The organism is Paenibacillus thailandensis (assembly GCF_042685365.1).
Classification (GTDB): Bacteria; Bacillota; Bacilli; order Paenibacillales; family Paenibacillaceae; genus Paenibacillus_AP; species Paenibacillus_AP thailandensis.
Genome location: NZ_JBHUMY010000013.1, coordinates 116,722 through 135,542, shown reverse-complemented (window position 1 = coordinate 135,542; position 18,821 = coordinate 116,722). Strand labels below are relative to the sequence as shown.

Sequence of the window (18,821 nt, the reverse complement as noted above, 5' to 3'; positions counted from 1 at the left end):
AAACGATTCGTCTTTTGCAGTATTTGAAATTTGCCCTTTTAATCGGTAAATTATGTTTGAAAGCTTATACGACTCGGGAAAGCAGGTATGATTTGATGAGGGATTCCAAACTGAAGTCGCTTGATTACGAAATTAGCATCCTACACCGGAGAGCCTCTTTCAACCGAAAATTCGCCGATCTTGACCGCTCGGCCTACTTGCTGCTGTACCAAATGTCCGTGCTCGGCAAAATCGGCGTCAAAGCGCTGGCCGACGAATTCCGGCTCGACGTATCGACGATCAGCCGCCAAACGACGGCGCTCGAAGATAAAGGCTATGTGACACGGACGCCCGATCCGGACGACGGCAGAGCGAGCTATTTCGAGCTGACGGAGCTCGGCAAGCGCAAGCTGGAGGAAGCGCAGGCGTATCGGCTGAGCCGGTTCAAGCAAGTGTTCCAGGATTGGGCCGAAGAGGATCTGGACAAGTTCATACAATATTTGGAGATTGTTAACCGTACTTATATCGATTGAATGAGGGAGAGAGGCCTTTACGAGGCCTTTTTTCTATGAGGAAATAACAAGAAGCGGCTTGATCGGCCAGACGGAATGCCTTGTCCCGTTAGGCCGGCCGGGCAAGCGGTCTGCCGCCCGCCGGCTAAAGGGAACAAGGGACGGTTATTCCCGGTCGAGCGGAAGCCAATCGAGGACGCGCTGAATTTTGGCATCCCAATAACCCCATTCGTGCGTGCCCGGCTCTTCCTCGTAGGTCACGTCGAGTCCAAGCTTCGTCGCATGGGCAAGAAAACGGCGGTTGTCTTCGTACAGAAAATCTTCCGTGCCGCAGCATTGGAACAGCTTGGTCTTTGGTCCTTCGTAACGGGCCAAGCGTTCCGCCAGGTGGAACAGGTCGTTCTCCCCGCCCCTCACCTCTTGCGCGCTGCCGAAGATATTCTCGGCCTCCAGCGGAAGGAACAAGCCCCACGGATCGTCTTCCTTGGACGCGATATCGAGCGCGCCGGACAAGCTTGCCGCGGCGGCATATTTATCGGGCTGGCTCAAGCCGATCTTGAAGGCGCCGTAGCCGCCCATCGACAGGCCGGCCACGAAGTTGTCTTCCCGCCGGTCGGACAGCGGGAAGAAGGAACGGGCAAGCTGCGGAAGCTCCTCCGTCACGAACGTCCAATAGGAGTAGCCGCGCTTCATGTCGGCGTAGAAGCTTCTGCCGACGTCCGGCATGACGACCGCAACGCCTTTGTCCGTCGCGTACCGTTCGATCGACGTTTTGCGAATCCATGTGGTATGATCGTCCGACAAGCCATGAAGCAAATAAAGCACCGGGTACTTGTCCTCCCAGGCGCGGCCCGTTAATCCGATCGCTTCCTTCTTCTGCGGCAACACAACGTTCATAGACGCGGATACCCGCAGCGTATCCGAATAAAAATCGCACTGAAACAATGCCATCCGTCGCTTCCCCTTCCTATCCTATCTATACTTTGCCGCCCGCCCCGGCTTCTTACTCAAAGCGGTACGTCCAGAACCGTTCGGTGCCAAGCCTTGTCATGATTTCGTCGTTTTCCCCCGGCTTGCTGCCGAACGCCGCATGCATATGGAACTGCGAAGCGTGGGACTGAATGGAAGCGAGCTTCCGCTCGATGAACCGCCTTACATCTACATGCACGTCCGGCGCCCCAAGCGCCTCCTCGTGTCCGACCGCGAACGCCATCGCCCGAACGGCAGGCCGGCTGTCCTTGGCCATTCCGCCGACGACGCGGACGACGGCGGCTCCGGTTGCGTCATGGTCGGGGTGTACCGCAAAGCCCGGGTAGAACGTATAAACGATGTCCGGTTTGACCTCTTCGATGACCGCGCGGATTTTGCCGTCAAGCAGCTCCCGGTCCTCGAACTCGATCATTTTGTCATGGAAGCCGAGCAGCCTTAAATCTTGAATGCCGATCGCCTCGCACGACCGCCTTAGCTCCTGGGTGCGGATCTCCGGCAATGTGATTCGATTCGCGAACGGCGGATTGCCCATATTGCGAGCCATCTGTCCGAGCGTCAAGCAAGCGTACGTCACCGTCGCTCCGTCGTGAATATGGGAAGCCAGCGTTCCGGACAAACCGAAGCATTCGTCGTCCGGATGCGGCAGCACAACAAGAATTCGTTCCATAATCGCCCTTCCTTTCTCTGTAAAAGCTTCATTTTTCGGCATGCGGAATGGCCGTCAGAACGGCTCCGGTCCAAGCAGCAGCGCTACGACGAGCTTGCCGTCATGGTCATGCCCTTCCAGAATGATGCGATCGGTCTCCCTCTCGTCGTAATGGGTCAGTCCTTCGGCGAATACCCAACCGCCTTGCTCCAGCTTCAAGCCGACCCGGTACGGACCGCTGCCGGATATCGAGCCGTGCGAATAGCGGATCGGGACGTTCTTGATGAAGTTGGCGGCGACAAGCCGCGATTTATCGGTATGCGAGGTGTATGCGCCGTTCGTAATTTCCAGATGAACATACAGTTCGCGGTTTTTCAACGTATCGAGAAGCCGCTGCACGTGTACCGGTTCAATATATTGCATGCGTGTTCCCTCCCATAGAACTAGCCGTCTCTATTATGATTAAACGCTTTTGCGGCGTATCCCTATTCTAGCTTATCTTGCTTCCCCGCTCAAACGCTAAATCCGGTCATTGCGATAAGGATTTAAGGCTAACAGTCTTAAATTTGGCCAACAGCATAGCCGCGGTCGCCAAAACTGTGAAAGTTTTGAACCGCGGCTATTTCTAATTGAAGCGTATTTCGACCGATCCGCTCGTCTCTTACCGGGAGAGTGCGCATTGAAGCTCAGGCCCCCGCTGCCCGGCGGCTTCGTATTTAGCAATCGTACCGGCGCAAAATGATATTTATTCCCGGCTTGTATCGGAAGCATAGGCTTCGTTCGTTTTCGTTCGTTCCAGCACTCTTCGAACGGCTGACGCGACACGGTCCGGCCGGTCTTCCTGAACGTAATGCGAAGCATCCTCCAACATCTCCGTTTCGTGCAAAGGGAAAACCTTTTGCCACTTCCTCATTTCTTCGACCGGGAAACCGGCGCTGTCTTTCATTCCCCAAACGATTTGTGCGGGAAGCTCCGAAAGCCGCTTCAGCCCGGCTTCAATCTCCGCGAGCCAGCGGCCCGCTTTCCGGATCGACCTCGGGAATACCCACGTCGGTTTTCGGGAAGCCGGCGTCGGGAAAGGGGCCGTATAAGCATGTCTTAAGCTGTCGGTCACCTTCTCGGCATGGTATATGCCGTGCGGCACAATCGTCTTGGCGAAAAAATTCAATCTGGTCTGCAGCAGGTAGCCGATCGGCCAGCCCCCCATCGCCAAGGAGAAAAGCTTCATGGCCAGAAGCTTTGCCGGCCAGGCCCACGTATTCATGACGACGATTCCTCTTATATTTTCCTTATGTCGAACGGCATAGCTCATGCCGATAGGGCCGCCCCAATCCTGAACCACCATCACAAAATCTTTTAATCCAAGCCGCCCGATCACTTCCGTAACAGCCTCCGAATGCTCGCCCGGAGTAAAGCCGTACCGGGAAGGCGCCGCGGACATCCCGAAGCCGGGATAATCGATTGCAATCAGCCGGCATTCCCCGCTCAATTCCCGAATCACGTTCCGATATAAATAAGACCAGGTCGGATTGCCGTGAAGCAGCAAAACCGCAGGCCCGCTTCCTTCGTCGATGTAATGAATCGTTCCGTCCCGATAAGGCATCCAGCGGTCCCGAAACGGGTATTCGTTCGAATCGACGCTAAATTTCCTGTTCATTTCTCCACTTCCTTTGCAGGCGAGGCCTCTAAAGTTTTCTCTCGAGATATTACCAATCCTATATGCATATGGCACTTTTGAAAAGTAGTTATAAAAAAGTGCATTAGTAACAAAAAATGAACTATGGAGGACAACAATCAAAACGCAAAAAAAGCGGCCCTCCAAGGATCGAATTATTAATCCTATTAGGGCCGGAAATATTTTATAGGGTTGATCATCTATAGGCTATAACTTCACTTCAGCGCGTCTGCAATAAGCGGATCGAGCATCTTCGCCGCAAACCAGTTGGGATACAAGGCCGAGGGGAGAGTCAACTGCTCCAGCGTCGCCAATTCCTCCGAAGTCAGTTCCAAATCGTATCTCCCTCTCTGAATCGCTCGTTAGACCTATATCGTCGCTTGTGGATTCCCGTGCGGAACTTGTGCTACCATACGAAATGTAGATTTTACAACGGAAAAGAGGTTGCTGCTCAGTGAAAGCAATGAACGCGACAAAATCGTTACTTCTTCTGATGGCGGCAGTGATGCTCCTGCTGATCGGCGCATGCGGCCCCAAAGAGGCGAGTTCGGTCCAAACGGGCGCGGCTTCGCCGGACGCCAAGGAGCAAACGCCGCTGGCGGCGAGCGAAACCCGCAAAGACGGGCAAAAAAACCCGGTTGTCACGATTGAGATGAATACCGGGGACAAGATCCAAATTCGTCTGCTGCCGGACGTCGCGCCGGACACGGTCAACAATTTTATATCTCTCGTCAAGCAAGGATTTTACGACGGGTTGATCTTTCACCGCGTCATTCCCGGCTTTATGATTCAAGGGGGAGACCCGGAAGGGACCGGCATGGGCGGACCCGGCTACAGCATCAAAGGCGAATTCGCCGCAAACGGCTTTACGAACGATCTGCTGCACCGGCGGGGCGTCGTCTCGATGGCCCGAAGCAAGGATCCGGACTCCGCAGGCTCGCAGTTTTTCATTATGACGGCAGACGCCGCTTACCTGGACGGCCAATATGCGGCTTTTGGCGTCGTCATCTCCGGCATGGAGACGGTGGACGCGATCGTCAACCAGAAACGCGATGCGTCGGACAAGCCGCTTGATCCGATGTCCATGGCGAAAGTGACGGTCGATACGTTCGGCGTCGAATACCCGGAGCCGGACAAAACCGGGCAATAAGCCCGGAGCGCCGGCCTCAACATGCAACAAACGCGAAACGGACCCGTAACTTTTCGGCGCAATCGCCGCAAGCCGGGTCTGTTTTTATGTCCTTTTAAGAGAACTCTTTCTCATTTTTCTCCCCGTTTCGATAGCCTTCTTCCGGTCCTGCCTGCCGTTCTCCGGGATGGAAAAAATGGCTAGATTAGAAAAGCCTAACCTTTCACGAACGGATTTCCGCCCATGTTATACTTCGGGTACAAGAGCAATCACCAAGACATACATCAGGAGGCCCGTTCTTTATGAATAACAGCTGGATGAAAAAAGCGCTTATTGCAACGGCATGCTGCTTTACTTTGATGTCCGCGAACGCATTGGTCGGCCCGCATACGGGACAAGCCTATGCCGCGACTTCCGCGACCGCTTCGGCCAAAGCCGACGGCATTATCTCTTTTGCACAATCTTTGCAAGGCAAAGTGACGTATAAATTCGGCGTAAACAACCCTAGCAAGCTTATTTTCGACTGCTCGTCCTTCACGAAATACGTCTTCGCCAAATACGGCGTCAGCCTGAAATGGGGCACGGCATACCAAAGCAAGCAAGGCGCTTACGTATCCAAAAGCAATCTGAAAAAAGGCGACCTCATCTTCTTTAACAACGGCAAAACGTCCAAGATCAGCCATGTCGGCATTTACATGGGCAACGGCAAATTCATTCACAACACGATCGGCGGCAATATGAACGGCGTTTATATCGCCGACCTGAGCAAATATTCGTACCGTTACGCGACAGCCAGACGGGTACTCTAAGTCGATGATTTAAGAAAATTTTAAAGTTTACCCCGCTTCGATTTAAACTATTATCTCTATCCTTGTTAAAAAGGAACCGATATAGGAGATAATAGATTAGAGAAGCGGGGTTTATTTCATTTTGACGCAAGAAAGGATTTATCGAATGGAAACGAGAGCGCAAACGTATCCGGCACCGCGGCGAGCCTCTTCCCGGCGCAAATGGTTCGGCTTGCTGCTATGCGCAGCGGGCTGCTTATTGCTGCTGAACCTATGGAATGCGGAGAGCGAGAGCCAGCCCGAACCCAAAGTCCGCGAAACGGCGGCTTCGGCCCTCAATCCGATCGTGGAAAAAGCAAAGCGGCAATTAGTCGGCCAGATGGCCGACAAGGGCATCCGGGTCCTAATTTCGGACGAGTTCCGCAGCGCGGAAGAGCAGGACAAGCTGTACGAGCAAGGACGTACGGCCTCCGGAAGCGTCGTAACGAACGCCCGCGGCGGGGAATCGTACCACAATTACGGACTTGCGATCGACTTTGCGCTGCTTGACCAAGCCGGCAACGCCTTGTGGGATTTGGAGTACGACGGCAACGGCAACGGCGTCTCCGACTGGATGGAGGTTGTCGATGCCGCCAAGGAGCTTGGCTTCGAATGGGGCGGCGATTGGGCCAATCCCGATTATCCGCATCTGCAGATGACCTTCGGCTTGTCCATCCGCGAGCTTCAGCGAGGAAAGCAGCCTCCGGTAGAATAGTGGCGGCCCATACGTGCGTATTCGGTCGACTCGCCACTTCTTTTAGCGATTGAACACTACCTTTGTCTAGGCGGAAGGGACGGGCGGCCAAAGCGCGAATACTTCTCTTCACAAGCAACAACTACCATTAATGATGAGGTGATACTCAGATGGCATTGTTGAAGACGAAGGATGTCGCAAGAGAGCTTGGCGTCAGTCAAACGACGATTCTCCGTTGGGTGAGAACCGATCCCTCCTCGGCCCGAAGAGACCGTCTCGGCCACTTTGTGTTCGGCGATCCGGAAATCGCCGCGCTGCGCCGCATTCAGGCGAGCATACAAGCGAGCTTTCACGAGAACGGCAATCCGGCGCAGGTCGAGCAGTCCGAAGCGAAGCTGCGGCATGAGGACGGCGGCGGCGCGGCTGCGGGCATCGCCGATCCGGCTGCGGCGGCTGCCGATGCGCTTCATGCTGCCGATATCGATGCCGATGCGGCGGACGCTCCCGCCCATGCGCTTCCCGTTGCCGCCGATGCGGCGGCCGCTCCCGCAGCGCCAAGCTCCTCGTCGCCCGGAGCCGAAGCGACCCTGTCGGATAAATCATCCGCTTCAGAGTTCCCTTCTATGCAGGACAACACGCCGGACGAGCTGTTCGAGCGTATCGGGCGTCTCGAATTGTCGCTTGCGCGCAAGGCGGACGAAGTCGTCTCCGTTCAACTGCTCGAGCATCGAAGAGAGCTGGAAGAAATCCGCAGTACGCTTAAACAGCTTGCCGCAAGCATCGAAAACATGAAGTCGGCCGGGAAGGAGGCCTCCGCTCTGCCGGTAACCCCCCTGTTTCCCGCCGAAATCGACGAACGCCCCAAAAAACGCCGTTTATTCCGCGCTATTTTCCCTTTCTGACAGGACGTCTGTTCTTATTTCAAAAAAACAACGGCCGTCTCCCGGAGGGATCCGGGAAACGGCCGTATTGTTCTTGTCTTATTTCTTCGCCGCATATTTGCGGAGGTCGAACGCTACCGCTACAACGATGATCAAGCCTTTAAGAATAAGCTGCCAGTTCGGATTGATGCCGATGTACGTCAAACCGTAGTTAAGGACGGTTAAGATGAGAACGCCTGCGACGATACCTTTCACTTTACCGACGCCGCCTGTTGCCGATACGCCGCCGATTACGCAGGCTGCGATGGCGTCCATCTCGTACATGTTGCCGTAGTTGTTCGATGCGCCGCCTGTACGGGCCGCTTCGAGCACGCCTGCCAGACCGTAAAGGGCGCCGGCGATAGCGTACAGCCACATCAGGTTACGGGCAACGTTAATGCCCGATACGTGCGCGGCTTGGATGTTGCCGCCGATCGCATACATGTTTTTGCCAAGACGGGTTTTATTGAAAACGACCCATACTATGAATGCTACAAAAATCGCGATCAGAACGATATAAGGAACGGAGAATTGACCGCTGCCGATCGCTCCTGAACCGATGTTCGTGAAATCGGAACGCAGACCGCCGATCGGCTGCGAGTTGTTGGGCTCCATGTCGAAGTACAACGAGTTCGCCCCGTATACGGCAACCATCGTACCCAGCGTAGCGATAAACGGCGGAACGTTAAACTTCGATACGATGAAGCCGTTGATCAAACCGACAATCAGACCGATTACAATCGAGATCAGAATCGGAACGATCAGCCACAGCTCCGGCATGTCCGGGAAAAACTTGTTCGCGTAATCCGGTCTTTGCAGCATCGATGCCGAGACAACGGCGCTGAGACCTACGATACGTCCGGCGGACAAGTCCGTACCGCCCGTAATAATGATGAATGCGATCCCGAGTGCGATAATGAGACGAGTCGAAGATTGAATCAATACGTCTCTCAGTGTCGTTACCGAAAAGAAGTTGGCATCGATAGCCGTAATAGCTAAAAGAAGTACAACGAGTACAACCCAAATTATATTTTGCGAAAACGCGCTTTTAACTCTCAATCCTTTGGATGCGTCCATCTGTCGCAAGCCTCCTTATAAATCCTCGATCGGTGAATGCCTTATTTCTGTGCGGCAAGCCTCATAACGGCTTCTTCCGACGCTTCTTCTCTGTTCAGAATGCCGGTCACCCGTCCTTCGGACATAACCATGACGCGGTCCGACATGCCGAGCAGTTCCGGCATCTCCGACGAAATCATGATGATGCTCTTGCCCTGCTTCGCAAGATCGATCATGATCTGATAAATATCGTATTTCGCGCCGATGTCGATACCGCGGGTAGGCTCGTCCAGCAGCAGGATATCCGGCTCGGTGAGCAGCCAGCGCGCCAGCAATACTTTCTGCTGGTTGCCGCCCGACAGGTTGCGGATCAATTGATTGACCGAAGGAGTTTTCGTTTTGAACTTCTCAACGCCTTTGACCGCTTCTTCTTTCATCTTCCGGCCGTTAAGAAGGCCAAGACTGTTTTGGTACAGCCCCAGGTTTGCGATAGCGGTGTTTTCCGTAATCGACAATACCGGGAAAATGCCGGTCACGCGGCGTTCTTCCGTCAGCAGCGCGATTTTATGCTTTTTGGCCTCGCTCGGCGATTTCACTTTAATCGGCTTGCCGTCTTTGTAAATGGTGCCCGACTTGATGGAGCGAAGGCCGAACAGCGCTTCGATTACCTCGGTGCGCTGCGCGCCGACAAGGCCGCCGATACCGAGAATTTCGCCTTTGCGCAATTCGAACGATACGTCCTGGAACGATTTGGGCAGCGGCGAGGACAGGTTCTCGACCCGAAGCATCACTTCGCCCGGCACATGCGTCCGTTCCGGGAACCGGTTCGACAAGTCGCGGCCGACCATACGGGTGATGATCTGATCGATCGTCAGCTCTGCCGCCGGCCACGTTCCGATATATTTGCCGTCGCGCATAATCGAAACGTCGTCGGAAATGCGCAAAATTTCTTCCATTTTGTGCGAGATGTAGATGATCGATACGCCGCGCGAGCGGAGCTCGTTGATGATCTCGAACAGCGCCTCAACCTCGTTCCCCGTCAGCGAGGAAGTCGGCTCGTCCATGACGATAACCTTCGAGTTGAACGATACCGCCTTCGCGATTTCGATCGACTGGATTTTCGATACGGACAGCTCGCCGACAAGCTGCTTCGGATCCAGCTTCATGTTCAAGTCTTTGAACAGCTTTACCGTATCGTCATACATCTTTTTATGATCAATAAACCGGAAAGGCCCAACGCCTTTCATCGGAAATCTTCCAAGCCAAATGTTCTCCATGACGCTTCGCTGCGTCACCGGATGAAGCTCCTGGTGAATCATCGAGACGCCTTGCGCAAGCGCGTCCTTCGAGTTTTTGATGTCGGCCTTTTGGCCGTCCAGAATGATTTCGCCTGCGTCCGGCGTATAAATGCCGAACAAGCATTTCATCAGCGTCGATTTCCCCGCGCCGTTCTCGCCCATAAGCGCATGCACGGTGCCGGGACGAACTTTAAGCGTAACGTTGTCGAGCGCCTTGACGCCCGGGAATGTCTTCGTAATGCCGTTCATTTCAAGCAAATAAGGATGCTTCTCTGCCATTGTATAGCCTCCTTTAATCCAACTGGCCTTAAGATAAGCCAGATTCGGGCAGCAGAAAGGGGAACGAAAGGAATCGTCCCCCGCTTCTTTAGCCTCTTTTATCTGTCTCTATTATTTCACCGATTCTTGCGTTACTTTTTGGTAAGGGATCCAGACGTATTTGCCGTCCGTAATGTCGTAGCCGGTGTTTTCCTTCGTCGGCGTTTCGCCTTTCGCGAGGACGCTCAGAAGCTCGACGGTCGCTTTGCCTTGGTTCTCGGCGTCGTTCAGAACCGTTCCGAGCATCGTTCCGTCCTTCAGCGCTTGCTTGCCCGCGTCCGTCGCGTCTACGCCTACGACCGGCACGTATTTATCGCCCGCGAAGTAGCCAGCCGCTTTCAGCGCTTCGATTGCGCCAAGCGCCATGTCGTCGTTGTTCGCCAGAACGGCTTCGATCTTGTCGCCGTTCGAAGCCAGGAACGCCGCCATTTTTTCTTGGCCTTTTACGCGGTCCCACATTGCGGTGTCTTCGCCCAGCTTTTCAACCTTGATGCCCGCGTCTTCAATCGCTTGAATCGAGAACTTCGTGCGAAGCTCGGCGTCTTGGTGACCCGGCTCGCCCTTCAGCATAACGTATTGCAGCACGCCGTCGCCGTTTTTGTCGGCTTCCGGATGGGCTTTCCAGTAATCGACGACGATTTCGCCTTGAATCGTGCCGGATTCTTCGGCTTTCGCGCCTACGAAATAAGCTTTGTCCCATTTCGCCAGGTCGTCGGCCAGCGGCTCGCGGTTGATGAACACGACCGGAATGTCTGCCGCTTGGGCTTTGTCGATAATAACGCCGGCTGCCGTGCGGTCAACCGGGTTGATCGCCATCGCCTTCATTTTTTTCGTAATGAAAAGGTCTACTTTGTCGTTCTGGGTCGGCTGCGAGTTCTGGCTGTCGACGATGTCGACGTTCAGCTTGCCTTCCGCCGCCGACGAAATCGCCGCACGCACGCCGCTCATGAACGTGTCGTCGAATTTATAAATCGCCACGCCGGCTTTTGGCGTGCCGCTGTCGCCGGCGCCGCCGGACGAGCTCGAGCAGCCTGCCGCCGCTACCGCCATGACGCCTGCAATTAACGCGATCGAAATCTTTTTCATCTACATAACCCCCTGATGGATGAATGCTTCTACGAGCTTCCCCGTGATGGTTCCGCTTACACCTCCATTATGTCGAAAACGGGCGTTATTTCGAATGTAAAATTCTCATCTTTTTTATTAAAATCCTCATCATTTGAGTCTATTAGACTACAGGAAACAACAATTTCTGGTTTTCCCGCCAGAACATGTTATCCTTTTCGATTAGTTTCCTTGCAAGCTCCGTCCTCTCCGGGACCCGCTCCCCATCCGCCGCCAGGACCGCGTATTTGACGCCAAGGTATCCGATCGTGAACGGATTTTGCACGACGAGCGCCTGGATCTGCTCCTCCTGAAGCAGCTCCAGCAGCTCGGGCGAGCTGTCGAAACCGACCAGCTTGACTTTGCCGCCGGCGCCATGCTCCTTTAAGGCGATTGCCGCCCCTTCCGACGAAGGCGTGTTCAGCGTAATAATGCCGTTCACGTCCTGCCGCTGCAGAAGCGCCGCCACCTGCTTGCGGCAATCGGCCGCGTCTCCCGCGCACGACAGCTCTTCGGTCCGGATGCCGCTATAGGACGCAAGCGCCTGCTCGATGCCTTGCGCGCGCAGCCTGCCGTTAATGCCGCCCATCCCGGAATTCATCACGACGACATCTCCTTCGCCGTGAAGCAGCTCGGCCATCTTGTGCGCCGCGTCTTGTCCCGCCGCGACATTGTCGGTGCCGACATAGGCGGCCGTCTTGCCCGAAGCGAGCAAGCTGTCGATCGCGATAACGGGAATGCCGCGCTTCTCCGCCTCCGCGAGAAACGGAGCGAAAGCTTCGTCTTCGTTGGCGCCGAGCACGACCGCGTCCGGGTTCGTATCGAGCGTCCGCATCGCTTTCGCCAGCTGTCCTTCCACGTCCGCTTCGCCCTCCGGAGCGGAAACGTGCATCGTCACGCCGAATTCCTTCACCGCAGCTTCGGCCCCCATCATGACGTTCGTCCAATAATCGCCTCCGCTCGTCCGGACAATCAGCTGAATCGTCATCTCCTCCGGCTTCTCCTTGTCTCCGGCCCAATCCTTAATGAATACCGGCAGCAGCAGTACCGCCGCGACGACAAGCAGCGCCCCGCCGATCATCAAGCTTCTCCATTGCTTCTTCGCCACTGTTACCGTTCGCCCCCTTCGGACTCATCCGCAAGCACGGCCGGGAACCGTACCGTGACTTTCGTCCCTTCCTCCAGCTCGCTTTCGAACTCCAGACCGTACGGCTCGCCGAAATAAAGGCGAATCCGCTCCTGAACGTTTCGGACTCCGACGCCGGAGCCCTTCACGCTGCTCGCCGTTCCCGCACGGACTTCGGCAAGTCTCTCTTCGGACATGCCAAGCCCGTTGTCGCTTATTTCGATTACGACGTGGCCCCCTTCAAGACGAGCGGCAACGGCAATATGCCCTTTGTCCGCCGACGGCTCGATGCCGTGGACAAGAGCGTTCTCGATCAGCGGCTGGACGATCAGCTTCAATGTCCGATAAGGCCGGACCTCATCCTCGATGCGGAAGGAATAATCGAATTTATGCTTAAACCGGATTTGCTGGATGATCAAATAGTTGCGAGCATGCTCCAGCTCGTCCGCAATCGGGATCAGCGCCTTTCCTTTCGACAGGCTGATGCGGAACAGCTTGGACAGCGACGTAATCGTCGTCACGACCTCTTCGTTTTTGTTCATGCCGACCATCCGGACGACCGTGTTCAGCGTATTGTACAAAAAATGCGGATTAATTTGCGCCTGAAGCGCTTCCAGCTCGTATTTCCGCTTGCTTTCCTGTTCGGCGACGATTTGCTCCATCAGCTGCTTGATCGTCCCGATCATCAGGTTGAACCGTTCCGCCAAATGTTTAATCTCGAGCGGCCCGTCGCCGCTGGCGACGCTGTCGAAGTTGCCGCGCTCCACGTTTTTCATCGACAGCTCCAGCTGCTTGACCGGCCTCGATATACGGCGGGACAGGAACACGGAGAGTAGCACGACGATAATGGCAAGCCCCGCCATCAGCCGCGCCAAAGAGCGGTTCAGCTCCGAACGGGTCGTCATCACCTCGTCCATGTAAGAGACGCCGACGACCTTCCAACCGACGTTCCCGATCGTCTGCACGCTGATCAGCCGCTTCTCCCCCGCCGCTTCGTCGAAATAGCTGCCGTACGTGTGGCGGAGCGCCAGCTCGGCGTTCTCCTCCTTCACCCCGGCATAAATAAGCTGCAGCTGCGGATGATAGACGATATTCCCTCCCGATTCGTCCACCATGTACACATAGCCTTTCTCCCCGAGGCTCACCCGATTGGAGAGCTGGTCGATCTGGTTGAAGTTGACGTCCAGCAGCAGGACGCCTTTCACCGGCTTGCCGTCCAGCAGCACCGTCTGGCTTTTGCTGAGGGAGACGACCCAACGGAACTGCTTCCGGTACAGATTCTGCACATGCGGCAAAGAAATGGACAGATGCCCCGGCGTGTCCAGCGCGCTCCGGAACCAGCTTTCCCCCTGCACGTCGAGCGACGGCTTCATCTCCACGTCGGGGAGGTCGAACAGAAGCTTGCCCCGCTCGTCGAACAAGGCAAGCGACACGACGTCGGAGCGCGTCGACATCATCGTCTCCAGCTGGCTGCGCAGAAGCTCCGAATCGACGTCGCGGCTTTGCCCGATAATATGGTCCATCATATGGTACAGATCGGATATGCTCTGAACGTACGTCTCCAGATTATAGCTGACTTGGTCGACGATCTGCTGCGAATTGCGGACGGCATTCTCCTCGGCCGTCGCCGAGAAACGTCCGTACAGCACCGCACTGACCGCCACGATGATAAAAACGGAAAATAACGTAAACGATACCGCCAAAATAAACTGAATGCTTTTATTGCGCATCATGTGGCCGATTCCGCCTGCCCGTTTCTGTATTCCTTGGCCGAAACGCCGGCGTACTTCTTGAAGCACAAGCTGAAGTAGCCCGGATCGGCAAAGCCGACCTTGTCGGCGATTTCAAACGTCTTCAAATCCGTCGTCCGGAGCAGCTCCTTGGCCGCCTCCATCCGGATTTGAAGCAAATAGGATCCGTAAGTGACCTTCAGCTCCCGTTTGAACAGCGTGCTGAAATAACCGGAGCTAATATGCAGATGCTGGCACAGCTTGGCAATCGACAGCTCGCTGTCGCCGTAGTGCTCCTTCGTATAAGCGATCGCCTCTTCCACGATCCGCTTGTACGAATTCTGGCGCCGGCTTGCGATGCGGCTGCGGACTTTGGCGCACAGCTCGCCGAACCAAGCCTTCGTCTCGTCCAGGCTATTCAGCTTCTCGTATTCGTACAAAATGCCCGATCCCGCGCCGATCAGCTCGTCCATGCCGCCGCCTTCCGTCCCTTTCGTAAATTTCATGATCGCCGTAATCATCTCCAGCATATAAAGCTGTACCTCGCGCATCGGCGCGTTCGTTCGCGCGATATCGTCAAACAGCCGGTCGACAAGCTCCTCCAGTTCCTTCTCCGTGCCGAGCTTCACGGTTTTGAGCAGCAGCTGCTCCTTCGCTTCGTCGAAAATCAGCTTCTCGTGAACCTGCTCTTCCATATCGGTAATGCAAATAATCCGGTTACCGCCGAGAATGCGCCGGTAATCGAGCGCCATCGACGCCGATTCGTACGCGTATTTCAGGCTGCCGATCTCCGTGATGAACCGGCCGACGCCGATGCTGACCGGCAGCCTCAGAAACCGCTCGATGCTCTGCATAATTTCTTGAAGCGTAGGGAGCGTCTCGTCCATCGCCCCGGCGGCATCCGCATGGCGGCTGACCGTCAATAACACGACACGGTCCTGATGGATGAACGCCTTGCCCCGTCCATCCCGCTCCCATATTTCTTCCGCGACGTTCAGCACCGAGAACAGCTTCAAATCGAGATCGCCGCTCGCGGCCAGCGAATGGCCGGGCTCATGCTCCCCGGGCTCTCCCGGCTCTCCTTCCGAGTCGGAATGGTAGATTGCGATCACGGAGACGAGATAGCCTTCACCCTCCAGCTTCAGGCCGAATTTGTCCGCCTTGTCTTGAATGGCGGCGAGCGGCTGCTGCCGCGTAACGAGCGAAGACAGAAACTTCTCGCGGACAAGCGGCAGCGTAAGCCGGTAATGCTCCTCGAGCAGCTTCACGTTGCTGCGCTTCTCCCTCTCCTCGTCCATGCGCCGGACGACCCGCGCAACCGTTTCCGTCAGCTGGCTGCCGGAGAACGGCTTCAGCACATAATCGTCCACCTGAAGGCTGATCGCCTGCTTGGCGTATTCAAATTCGTCATACCCGGTCAGCAGTATAATGCGGGTAATCGGATACGTTCTTTTGACCCACTCCGTCAGTTCCATTCCGTTCATGAACGGCATGCTGATATCGGTAATCAGCACGTCGGGCTCCAGCTTCTCGAACAGCTCCATCGCTTCCCTGCCGTTCCCCGCCGTCTGCACTTCCGTAAAGCCAAGCCGTTCCCAATCGATCTCGACCGTCAATCCTTCCGTCACTTCGGGCTCGTCGTCCACGAGCAGCAGCTTGTACATAATGTCCTCCCGAACGCAAATCTTCGCGAAATTTCGACTTCACTTGCAGTATTTATCATTCAACCACAGATTCCGGCGTTGTCAATGACCGCCCTGCAATTCCCAGCCTGCGTCGGAGGCAGCTTCGCCCTCCTGCTTCAAGAAAGAACGGTTAAACCTTTTTATTTTTAGAAGAGACCGCCCGGCGCATTCCTGAGAACGCAAAAAACCGCTCTGCCGCGCCGTAACGCGGCAAAACGGTTATGTTGGCGGACCAAAGCCGCTTCGTTCCATCCCGAAAAGGAAGCCTTATTGCAGGATTCGGTCGATCGCGGCAAGCTCCTCGTCGCTGAAATCGGGAGCGGCCAGCGCGCCGACGGCATCCTCGATTTGGCTGACGCGGCTCGCGCCGATCAGCGCCGATGTGACGCGTCCTTTGCGCAGCACCCAGGCCAGCGCCATCTGCGACAGCTTCTGCCCGCGCTCCGCGGCCAATTCGTTCAGGCTCTTGACCTTGCCGATCACCTCGTCCGTAATGTCTTCCGGGCGAAGGAATACGCTCGGCCCCCCCGCACGCGAATCCGGGGCGATGCCGTTCAGGTAGCGGTCGGTCAGAATGCCGCCGGCCAGCGGGGAGAAGACGATGGAGCCGATACCTTCTTCGTCCAGCACGTCCTGGAGTCCGTCCTCGATCCGGCGGTCCAGCATGGAGTATCTCGGCTGGTGAATCAGGCAAGGCGTGCCCAATTGCTTCAGGATGCGCGAAGCTTCCTTCGTCTGTTCGGGACTGTAGTTGGACAAGCCGACATACAGCGCTTTGCCTTGGCGCACGATCAGATCGAGCGCCGTCATCGTTTCCTCGAGCGGCGTGTTCGGGTCCGGACGGTGATGATAGAAGATGTCCACATAGTCGAGCCCAAGCCGCTTCAAGCTTTGATCGAGGCTCGACACGAGATATTTCTTCGAGCCCCAATCCCCGTACGGTCCCGGCCACATGTAGTAGCCCGCTTTGGTCGAGACGATCATTTCGTCCCGGTACGGCGCCATATCCTTGCGCAAAATATCGGCGAACATCTCCTCCGCGGAGCCCGGAGGCGGACCGTAGTTATTGGCGATATCAAAGTGGGTGATGCCGAGGTCGAACGCTCGGCGCACCATCGCCCTGCCGTTCTCCAGCGTATTGATGCCGCCGAAATTATGCCACAAGCCGAGCGAAATCGCCGGCAGCTTGAGGCCGCTTCTTCCGCTTCGGTTATATGTCATCTTGTCGTATCGTTGATCGTCTGCTTTATACGTCACCGCTTGTCTCCTCCTTCTGTTTCGGATAGCTCCATTGTAGCTCCAACCGTAAGCCCGGCCTATATCAGAATGGAAGAATTATATGGATTAATGTCTTCCCGCTGCCTCCAAGGGGCGGTACTCCTTCGGCGGAACGCCCTTCGCCTTCCGGAACATGCGGGAGAACAGCAGCGCATCCCGGTAGCCGACGGAGCGGGCGACTTCGCCTACGGTATACTTGCCTTCCGCCAGCAGCTCGCAAGCTTTGTCCATCCGGTATCGAAGCAAATATTGCTGGGGCGGCACGCCGACCGACGCCTTGAAGATCGCCGATAAATATTTGCGGTCAAGCCCCAGCGTCCGCGCCAGCTGGCTGACGGACAGATCCTCGCCGTAATGCGTATGGATAAATTCGAGGCTCTGATGGACGTAGACGTCCTGCTTCCGCGGGTGCGAGCGGCCGGTATCGTGAAGCGGGGCGACCGTCGTCAGCACCGCTAGAAATTCGTATAGCAGCGCTTGCAAATATAAGCCCGCGCTTCGTTCATCCGATTCAATCTCGGACATTCGTTCATACAAGGCGGGCATCAGCCTCACATCCATCGGGAATACCGGCCTTTCCGCCGTCAACGAAGTCCGCGACAGCGCCCGCTCGACCTCGTCCCCTTGAAAGCCGATCCACGAATACGTCCACGGCTCGTCCCGGTCGGCCTCATAATACGTGACGACATGGGGATAAATAAAAAAGCCTTGCCCGGCCGTCAGCTCGTAAATCGAATCGCCCGCCCGCACCCTTCCTATTCCTTTATGAACGAAATGGACTTTGTAATGATCGCGGATAAGCGGCCCTACGGCATGGCCCGGCACGCAATCCTCCTTGCCCCAGTAGTGCAGGTACATGGCGGGATTGTCCCGCGAAGGACCGTCCGGATTATAGTGAAAAAGCGCCATCTCGCTCGCTCCCTTCGCCGTGATTGCCCGGCGCGTTACTCCGGTTTGTGGGTGAATTCGATCGATTTCATCTTGTTCCTGTTCAAGGCAAAAAGCTGCTCGGCCATATAGCGCGCCGAGTATTTGAAGTTCGTCTCCGCCCAATACATAATGACGCCGACCGTCGCGGACAGCTGATAGCTGAGCATAATCTCGTAATCGACCGGCGGTTCCCGATGCTCCAGCTCGATGCGCATATCGTCCTTCATCGACCGGCGCAGCGCGTTCATCAGCTCTATGCCCATCCCTTTGTCCGCCGTAAGCAGCGCCTTGAATTCGTCCTTCCGCTTCTCGATCAGCTCGAACAGCAGCAGCGTCGACGGAAAGATCCGGTCGGCCTCGATCCGCTCCAATCCGGGATAGGGATCCAGAAGCGCGTCCGAGACCGCCGCCAGGAAATCGTCGCGGATTTCCTTGAGCAGCTCTTCCTTGCCCATAAAATGCTTATAAAAAGTGCCTCTATTATAGTCGGCCCGCTCCGCCACGTCCATGACGGTCACCGCGTCGTAGCCCTTCTCCAGGACGAGCGCAACGAAGGCGGATTTGATCGCCTGCCGGGATCTTCTCGCCCTTCGGTCCAGCTGCGTTTCGGCTTTCAATCGAACCGCCCTCCTTGTCTTTGCCTGTATGCTTCAATTATAACTTACCGCGAGGGAAGATAGAAACCGCTTACGGTCCGGTATGAACGACGGCCGTTTCGCCCATCTTAAGCGTTGGAGGTGATAAGCATGACAGGACGCAACAACAAGCCGGACAACGACGGACCGGCCGCCAGCCCGTCCCGGTTGGACCAATACGGCGACAAGCTCGCCAACGATACGCGGGGCAAGCAGCAGAAATCGCGGAAACGATAGCCTTATCGGGATTGTAAACAGCAAGGCCCGTTTTGTCCGTTATGTTCTGGAT

Annotated in this window: 19 protein-coding genes; 6 read left to right on the top strand and 13 right to left on the bottom strand. The window is 55.8% G+C overall.

The annotated features are described in order from the left end of the window. Window positions 1-95 precede the first annotated feature (95 nt). Window positions 96-512, top strand: coding sequence for a MarR family winged helix-turn-helix transcriptional regulator (locus tag ACFSW5_RS14260; protein ID WP_379274221.1), 417 nt, complete (start codon window positions 96-98; stop codon window positions 510-512). Window positions 513-656: 144 nt separating this feature from the next. Here ACFSW5_RS14260 and ACFSW5_RS14255 read toward each other — a convergent pair whose 3' ends face one another. The 4 genes from ACFSW5_RS14255 to ACFSW5_RS14240 all read right to left on the bottom strand — a co-directional run bounded on the left by ACFSW5_RS14255 (window position 657) and on the right by ACFSW5_RS14240 (window position 3,784). After that, on the bottom strand, window positions 657-1,442 hold the full coding sequence (locus ACFSW5_RS14255; protein ID WP_379274219.1) for an alpha/beta hydrolase: 786 nt from the start codon (window positions 1,440-1,442) through the stop codon (window positions 657-659). 52 nt (window positions 1,443-1,494) lie between these two features. Further along, window positions 1,495-2,148, bottom strand: a complete 654-nt coding sequence (bshB2, locus tag ACFSW5_RS14250; protein ID WP_379274214.1) for a bacillithiol biosynthesis deacetylase BshB2 — start codon at window positions 2,146-2,148, stop codon at window positions 1,495-1,497. Window positions 2,149-2,202: 54 nt separating this feature from the next. Beyond that, entirely contained in the window at window positions 2,203-2,550 is a 348-nt protein-coding gene (locus tag ACFSW5_RS14245) for a DUF1806 family protein (RefSeq protein WP_379274212.1), read from the bottom strand. Between the two features lie 322 nt (window positions 2,551-2,872). After that, complete coding sequence (locus ACFSW5_RS14240) at window positions 2,873-3,784, bottom strand: alpha/beta fold hydrolase (protein ID WP_379274210.1); 912 nt, start codon at window positions 3,782-3,784, stop codon at window positions 2,873-2,875. Window positions 3,785-4,265: 481 nt separating this feature from the next. Between ACFSW5_RS14240 and ACFSW5_RS14235 the strand changes: the two genes are divergently transcribed. The 4 genes from ACFSW5_RS14235 to ACFSW5_RS14220 all read left to right on the top strand — a co-directional run bounded on the left by ACFSW5_RS14235 (window position 4,266) and on the right by ACFSW5_RS14220 (window position 7,354). Beyond that, entirely contained in the window at window positions 4,266-4,952 is a 687-nt protein-coding gene (locus tag ACFSW5_RS14235) for a peptidylprolyl isomerase (RefSeq protein ID WP_379274389.1), read from the top strand. A gap of 281 nt (window positions 4,953-5,233) precedes the next feature. Beyond that, window positions 5,234-5,740, top strand: coding sequence for a C40 family peptidase (locus ACFSW5_RS14230; protein ID WP_379274208.1), 507 nt, complete (start codon window positions 5,234-5,236; stop codon window positions 5,738-5,740). 145 nt (window positions 5,741-5,885) lie between these two features. Next, a complete protein-coding gene (locus ACFSW5_RS14225; RefSeq protein ID WP_379274206.1) occupies window positions 5,886-6,473 on the top strand; it encodes a M15 family metallopeptidase in 588 nt (195 codons plus the stop codon). A gap of 149 nt (window positions 6,474-6,622) precedes the next feature. Then, window positions 6,623-7,354, top strand: coding sequence for a MerR family transcriptional regulator (locus tag ACFSW5_RS14220; RefSeq protein ID WP_379274204.1), 732 nt, complete (start codon window positions 6,623-6,625; stop codon window positions 7,352-7,354). A 78-nt stretch (window positions 7,355-7,432) separates the two neighbouring features. Here the strand turns inward: ACFSW5_RS14220 and mglC are convergent, their stop codons facing one another. The 9 genes from mglC to ACFSW5_RS14175 form a co-directional block, all read right to left on the bottom strand. Beyond that, window positions 7,433-8,449 carry a galactose/methyl galactoside ABC transporter permease MglC gene (gene mglC / locus ACFSW5_RS14215; RefSeq protein ID WP_379274202.1) on the bottom strand — a complete coding sequence of 339 codons (1,017 nt, stop codon included), beginning with the start codon at window positions 8,447-8,449 and terminating at the stop codon, window positions 7,433-7,435. A gap of 41 nt (window positions 8,450-8,490) precedes the next feature. Then, entirely contained in the window at window positions 8,491-10,005 is a 1,515-nt protein-coding gene (locus ACFSW5_RS14210) for a sugar ABC transporter ATP-binding protein (protein WP_379274199.1), read from the bottom strand. Window positions 10,006-10,116: 111 nt separating this feature from the next. After that, window positions 10,117-11,130 carry a galactose ABC transporter substrate-binding protein gene (locus ACFSW5_RS14205; RefSeq protein ID WP_379274197.1) on the bottom strand — a complete coding sequence of 338 codons (1,014 nt, stop codon included), beginning with the start codon at window positions 11,128-11,130 and terminating at the stop codon, window positions 10,117-10,119. A gap of 142 nt (window positions 11,131-11,272) precedes the next feature. Further along, the gene (locus ACFSW5_RS14200; RefSeq protein WP_379274195.1) at window positions 11,273-12,256 is read right to left on the bottom strand and encodes a substrate-binding domain-containing protein; all 984 of its coding nucleotides are present in this window, start codon (window positions 12,254-12,256) and stop codon (window positions 11,273-11,275) included. Between the two features lie 2 nt (window positions 12,257-12,258). Next, entirely contained in the window at window positions 12,259-14,007 is a 1,749-nt protein-coding gene (locus ACFSW5_RS14195; protein WP_379274193.1) for a sensor histidine kinase, read from the bottom strand. Beyond that, entirely contained in the window at window positions 14,004-15,668 is a 1,665-nt protein-coding gene (locus tag ACFSW5_RS14190; RefSeq protein WP_379274191.1) for a response regulator, read from the bottom strand. Before ACFSW5_RS14190 ends, ACFSW5_RS14195 begins: the two co-directional genes overlap by 4 nt. A gap of 288 nt (window positions 15,669-15,956) precedes the next feature. Then, the gene (locus ACFSW5_RS14185) at window positions 15,957-16,946 is read right to left on the bottom strand and encodes an aldo/keto reductase (protein ID WP_379274188.1); all 990 of its coding nucleotides are present in this window, start codon (window positions 16,944-16,946) and stop codon (window positions 15,957-15,959) included. A gap of 87 nt (window positions 16,947-17,033) precedes the next feature. Next, on the bottom strand, window positions 17,034-17,876 hold the full coding sequence (locus ACFSW5_RS14180; protein ID WP_379274186.1) for an AraC family transcriptional regulator: 843 nt from the start codon (window positions 17,874-17,876) through the stop codon (window positions 17,034-17,036). A 35-nt stretch (window positions 17,877-17,911) separates the two neighbouring features. Further along, window positions 17,912-18,514, bottom strand: coding sequence for a TetR/AcrR family transcriptional regulator (locus tag ACFSW5_RS14175; protein ID WP_379274184.1), 603 nt, complete (start codon window positions 18,512-18,514; stop codon window positions 17,912-17,914). Between the two features lie 129 nt (window positions 18,515-18,643). Here ACFSW5_RS14175 and ACFSW5_RS14170 point away from each other — a divergent pair, with 129 nt between their 5' ends. Then, window positions 18,644-18,769, top strand: a complete 126-nt coding sequence (locus tag ACFSW5_RS14170) for a hypothetical protein (protein ID WP_379274182.1) — start codon at window positions 18,644-18,646, stop codon at window positions 18,767-18,769. The last annotated feature ends 52 nt before the right edge of the window (window positions 18,770-18,821 follow it).